Consider the following 4,731-nt stretch of genomic DNA (forward strand, 5'->3'; position numbering starts at 1 on the left):
GCTTTCAAGCTGTCAGCCCGCCGTCAGGTATGACGGCTATTCCTGCCTTAACCGAGAACCGCAGGGCGTGGCCTGCGGATTCCGGTTGCGGGGCGCCCCCGCAGGGGGGCGGGCAGGTACAGATGAAAAGAAAAGTGCGGGCTGTCACAGTTCAAAGTCATCTTCCAGATCTTCTTGGGCGGGCGCCCACTCGGTAAAAATCTCCGCCATGATTTCGTCCTTTGTTCCTCGGACAGAGCAGCCCTCATTGGCGTAGTCCTCCAGATTGGAGAGCCGTTCAGGGATACGGTAGAACGCAAACTGCCGTCCCGGTGTCTGAATGAACAGCCGCATTTCATACCCGTCCTTCGGGTTCATTGCGTCCATCAGTTCATCCAGGGTTCCAACCCGTTCGCAGGCTTCGTGTAGGATGGAGTGCAGCATATCTTTGGGGATCTCCGCAGACCAGAGAGAGTAATCGTCTTTCCCGTGACAGGTGATGGTCTGGACTTTTGCAAAGGCAATCCGGTCGATCTTCTCCAGCGCAGAGTTCAAAATTGCCTCGGCCTCCGGCGGATGGTGGCCGCAGAGTTCCATATCCACCACAGTCCCCACGGCTTCCGCCTCTTGTTCGGTCAGAACGATGTCCACTTTTTTCTGTTCATAGGTATTTCCACGGCCATTGAGCATCAGGGAACATTCGGCAGCAATGCGGAACATCCTGTAATAGTCGTCCGCAGTTTCTCCCAATGTCTTGCCGGTAGCAAAGTTTTGAAAATAGCGCTTGCCATCTTTGTCGCGGCAGGCCAGGGAAATGTCCAGATAGATACCTTCGCTGGCCCCAAAATTGGGAATACAGAGCGCCTGGTCAAATTCAGGCAGCTCGCCCGTCAGTTCATCGGAGAACAGGAAATACTCATCCGGGAGCAGACCTTTCAGTTCCAGGTGCGTTTGCAGTCTGTCAAAGGTTTCTTTTGCGTCGGCCATGCCGATGTGCCGGACACGCCGCTTTTCATCCGGCTCACTCCAGCGATCCAATTCAAAGGTTTTGATTTTTGCCAATTTTACACCTCCATACCTTGTTCCGGTTCTTCCTCGGCGCTCTGTTCAAATGCGGTTTCCAGCTCCGCCATACGCTGACGGTCTAAATCCTCCACAGAACGCCCCTTCCGCATTTCCACCAGGTCGGTGTTAAAGTCATTCAAATGTGGCACATGAACCGCGCAGGCATATCCCTTTTCGGTGTATGCCTTCATCCATTTTGCCGCTGTAAGCTGCCCCCAATTTCGCAGTTGCCCATTCTTGTCACGGGCCAGATAGTCATTGTCCACTGCAAACACCAGCCGCTTGATCTGCGGATGGCCTTCCAGATAACGGTCAATGGCTCCATTCCAAAGGCAACCGGTAGAGATACGGTGATCTTGCATCCAGTCACGCCCATAAAAGTCAGCGGCAATAGAAGCATGGCTCATCAGGTCGATGGGCGCCTCGGTGACAATCAGCAGATCGGTTTTGCCCTCGTGGAAGAAGGGGTAGCTTTTATCAGAGCCGGTCGCATCCATTTTGAAGGAGCTGTTATCTCTGGCCGCCCGCATGGAGCAGTACCGGGCGGTTCCTTCCGCATCGTAGCCTACAAACACGCAGTTGCCATACTTCTTTTCCTGATAAATCATCTTCCGATTCATAAAGTGGCTTACGATTTTAGGGCTGATACCTCGGACAGAAACCAGATACCAATAGGCCCGCTTCATGTTGTCTGCCTTTTCGGGCAGCACCAGCGGCTCCCGTTCTTTTTTCTCATAGGGAACCACCTGCTTTACGGATGGAGAGAACTCCTTGCCGATCAGCTTGCCCACCGCTTCGGGGAAGGACAGGTTTTCTTCCCGCATGACAAAATCAATGGCGCCGCCTTTGACTCCATCATCAGGACCCGTCCATTGGAAAAAGCGATTGTTTTCGGGGAAGATGTAAAGCCCGCCGCTGTGCTTCATGTGGACAGCTTTGCGGCCTGCCTTTTCCGGCTCATATCCATAGCCACGGGCCAGGGACAGAATATCCACGCTGTTTGCCTTCCTAATCTCATCCTCGGTAAATTTCTGATACGCAGCGGCGCTTCTGCTCATATCACATCACCTCACAATTCCAAATCAGGCTCCTGTTCTTCGCTGCTCTCAATCACAGGCTCCTGAGTCATATCCTGATGAAAATGGTCAACGCCCGGAATAAGCGCCAGCGAAGAACCATTCTCCCAATGGCAATGAATTTGCCCCAGATCGTCAACGGAATCTACGATGCCGGTCAGTCCCGCAGGCATTTCACGGTAGGGATCTTCCATCTTTTCATCCAGCACAACCTTGGTTCCGGGCTGGTAGTTCTGCCGGATGAGCTTTGCCTGCTCGTACTGATATTCCGGCGATCTGGTGGGCGCTTTCTTTTCTCCCGGTTGGATCGGGATGCCCTCTGCATCGTAACAGGCAGGATCGGCAGCAGGAACATTCCAGCCAAACATGGAACCGGCCAACATAGCTGCCGCCTGTGCCTTTGAAATGCCCTCATGGGCATTGAAGTAATTTGCCAAAACCTTGTTATACTCACGGTCGCCGGTGGAGTAGGCACAGGGATAGTAGCCCTTTTCGCCGCGCCTGACCTCTATGAGCTGCCCGGAACCAGGAAGAACTGCATAGCAATGTTCCGGCAGAGCAGAAGAATTAAAGTTCTTCGCCATAGTCAGCCTCCACTTCATACTCCGCAGAGTCCGCCGCTTCGACCTCATAGAACTCATCCAGGTCAAATCCGGCTTTTCCGATTTCCTCGTTGCTCATGCCGAGTTCATCTCTCAAATGGCGGTATAAGTCCCATCCGGCATAGTTCTGTGCCGCCCATGACAGCGCCTTATCCAGAATCAAACGGGTGCGATCTTCGCCCAGGCTCTCCAGAGAACCATTGCGGATGGCATTGAACTCATGGTCGGACAGGTTCAGCAGCCGATATGCTTTCTCAAACTGCGGCTCCTTTGCACAGTCCGGGAGCATCAGATTTTCCGTCTGCTCCACAAAGCCATAGTCCAGATTGCTATACTGAACATCACCGGCACGGCAGGCCGCCCGGAACTGTTCAAAGCCCTTCATATTGCTGAAGCCTCGGTAGTCCATTGTGCCGCCGAGGATTTGGGCGCCGATGATGGTATGCAGCATTTCTTCATCCGTAGTGGCGGCCACGATTCGCATGGAACTTCGCTCCTTGCTCAAGGTGCAGCCATACAGGATGAAAACATTCACTGTGTTATCCAGGCTCACAGTCTAATCCCTCCGTTTCTTCCTGCAATCGCTCCAAATACTCGTCGATGTCCAGTTCCTCATACTGAAATTGGAGCGATTCAACGATTGCCGGGTTGCAGTCCTCCGGCAGATGCTCCTTTACAGCATCCTGAACATCCCGGATTTCCCCCAGGAATCCCCAGCAGCTATCCACCTCCACATCTTCCTTGAAAAGCTGGAATCCATAGCACTGGTTGGTCAGGTAGTAGTCGTACTCCTTGACTTCGGCTTCCAGGGTTTGACGAACCTTCTCCAATATTTCAGGGGTGATTTTCCCGTGTTCCTGCTCGATCATCGCTTTATCTGCATAGATCCAGCCAACCTGACCGGAATCCCACGGGCAAGAAAAGCCGCAGGTGTTCATGGTGATCCCGCTGTGATCGTACAGGTAAAGCGGAAGAATCACCATTCCATCCATTTGTTCCACCAGCGAAAACAGTTCGCCGGTGGTGAGGGCAGAAAGGCAATCATCCAAAAACCAGTCCGGGACTTCATCTTTCAACGAGGCCGCATAGCTGGAGGACACATACCAATCGCTGTCTGAACTCCAGTGCTGATTCTCACGCAATTCCCACTCCCGTGTGGAGCGGTTGTATTCCAGGCGGGCATCCTTTGCCTTGCCGGATTTGAGGAACGCGAAAACCGGATTGTTCCGGTCATGGCCGCTGGAGTATTCAGAAAATAGCAGGTTCCGCAGGAAATCGCTTGGCTCATCATAATCGTGCTTCTCGCCCAGGCTGTATCTGCTATGCCAGCAGACCATTTTTCCCAGGCAGTCGTGATCCTCACGAGGGTTCAGAGGGGTATCATCATCCAGTATGAAAAGGGTGTAGGGCGCCATTGTCGCTGTCATCGGCATATCGCTTCACCTCCCTCCAGACAGGTCGATTTGCTTAGTTGGCGCCGTGGCGGTTGCGATACCAGCCAAAATAGAAAAGGCCGCCAATCATGGCGGCGGCAGCGGATACGCTCAAAATTGCTTTTTTCATATTGGCTCCTTTCAAAAACCAGATTTACAGTTCCATATCCTGTTCTTCCTCACATTCCAATACAGGGCTGTCCGGCGGGGACGCCCCATGTTCTTCAAACTGCTGTCGGGTCTGAATCGCAGCGGACAGTTTGGAAAGCAGGTCAAACATTTTGGTGCTGTTCCGGCTGCCTTTGAAATAGCGGTAGTTCCATTCTCCAATTTGGGGGTCGTACCGGATACTGTGAAGCGAATTGATGATCCAGCCCTGTGTTTTGAGAGGAACAGGAATTTCATGCTCACGAAAGAGCTGCATAATGAGAGATTTGCCGTTGATCTCCCGGTTTATCACCTCCTTTCCCGCCATAATATTTCCTTCGGCCTCACGGATGGCGGAATCGTAACGGGCCTGTCGTTCTTGTGCCAACTGCTGTTCACGGGCGTCTTGCTGCGCCCGCCTTTCATCAG

The 4,731-nt window shown here is 52.8% G+C and carries 5 protein-coding genes and 1 pseudogene; all 6 read right to left on the reverse strand.

Annotated features, from left to right (window positions below; genetic code table 11):
- Positions 1–144 precede the first annotated feature (144 nt).
- A complete protein-coding gene (locus H8S57_RS15755) occupies positions 145–1,041 on the reverse strand; it encodes a hypothetical protein (protein WP_055180672.1) in 897 nt (298 codons plus the stop codon).
- A 2-nt stretch (positions 1,042–1,043) separates the two neighbouring features.
- Positions 1,044–1,970, reverse strand: coding sequence for a DUF3991 domain-containing protein (locus H8S57_RS15760; protein WP_243130684.1), 927 nt, complete (start codon positions 1,968–1,970; stop codon positions 1,044–1,046).
- Between the two features lie 143 nt (positions 1,971–2,113).
- On the reverse strand, positions 2,114–2,704 hold the full coding sequence (locus tag H8S57_RS17500) for a DUF4314 domain-containing protein (protein ID WP_025544418.1): 591 nt from the start codon (positions 2,702–2,704) through the stop codon (positions 2,114–2,116).
- Complete coding sequence (locus H8S57_RS15770) at positions 2,688–3,206, reverse strand: hypothetical protein (RefSeq protein WP_058964233.1); 519 nt, start codon at positions 3,204–3,206, stop codon at positions 2,688–2,690. Before H8S57_RS15770 ends, H8S57_RS17500 begins: the two co-directional genes overlap by 17 nt.
- 55 nt (positions 3,207–3,261) lie before the next feature.
- Positions 3,262–4,155, reverse strand: coding sequence for a hypothetical protein (locus H8S57_RS15775; protein ID WP_055180670.1), 894 nt, complete (start codon positions 4,153–4,155; stop codon positions 3,262–3,264).
- Positions 4,156–4,309: 154 nt separating this feature from the next.
- Positions 4,310–4,731 (reverse strand): annotated as a pseudogene (locus H8S57_RS15780) (hypothetical protein); the annotation flags it as partial.

This window comes from Lawsonibacter hominis (assembly GCF_014287895.1).
Lineage (GTDB): Bacteria > Bacillota > Clostridia > Oscillospirales > Oscillospiraceae > Lawsonibacter_A > Lawsonibacter_A hominis.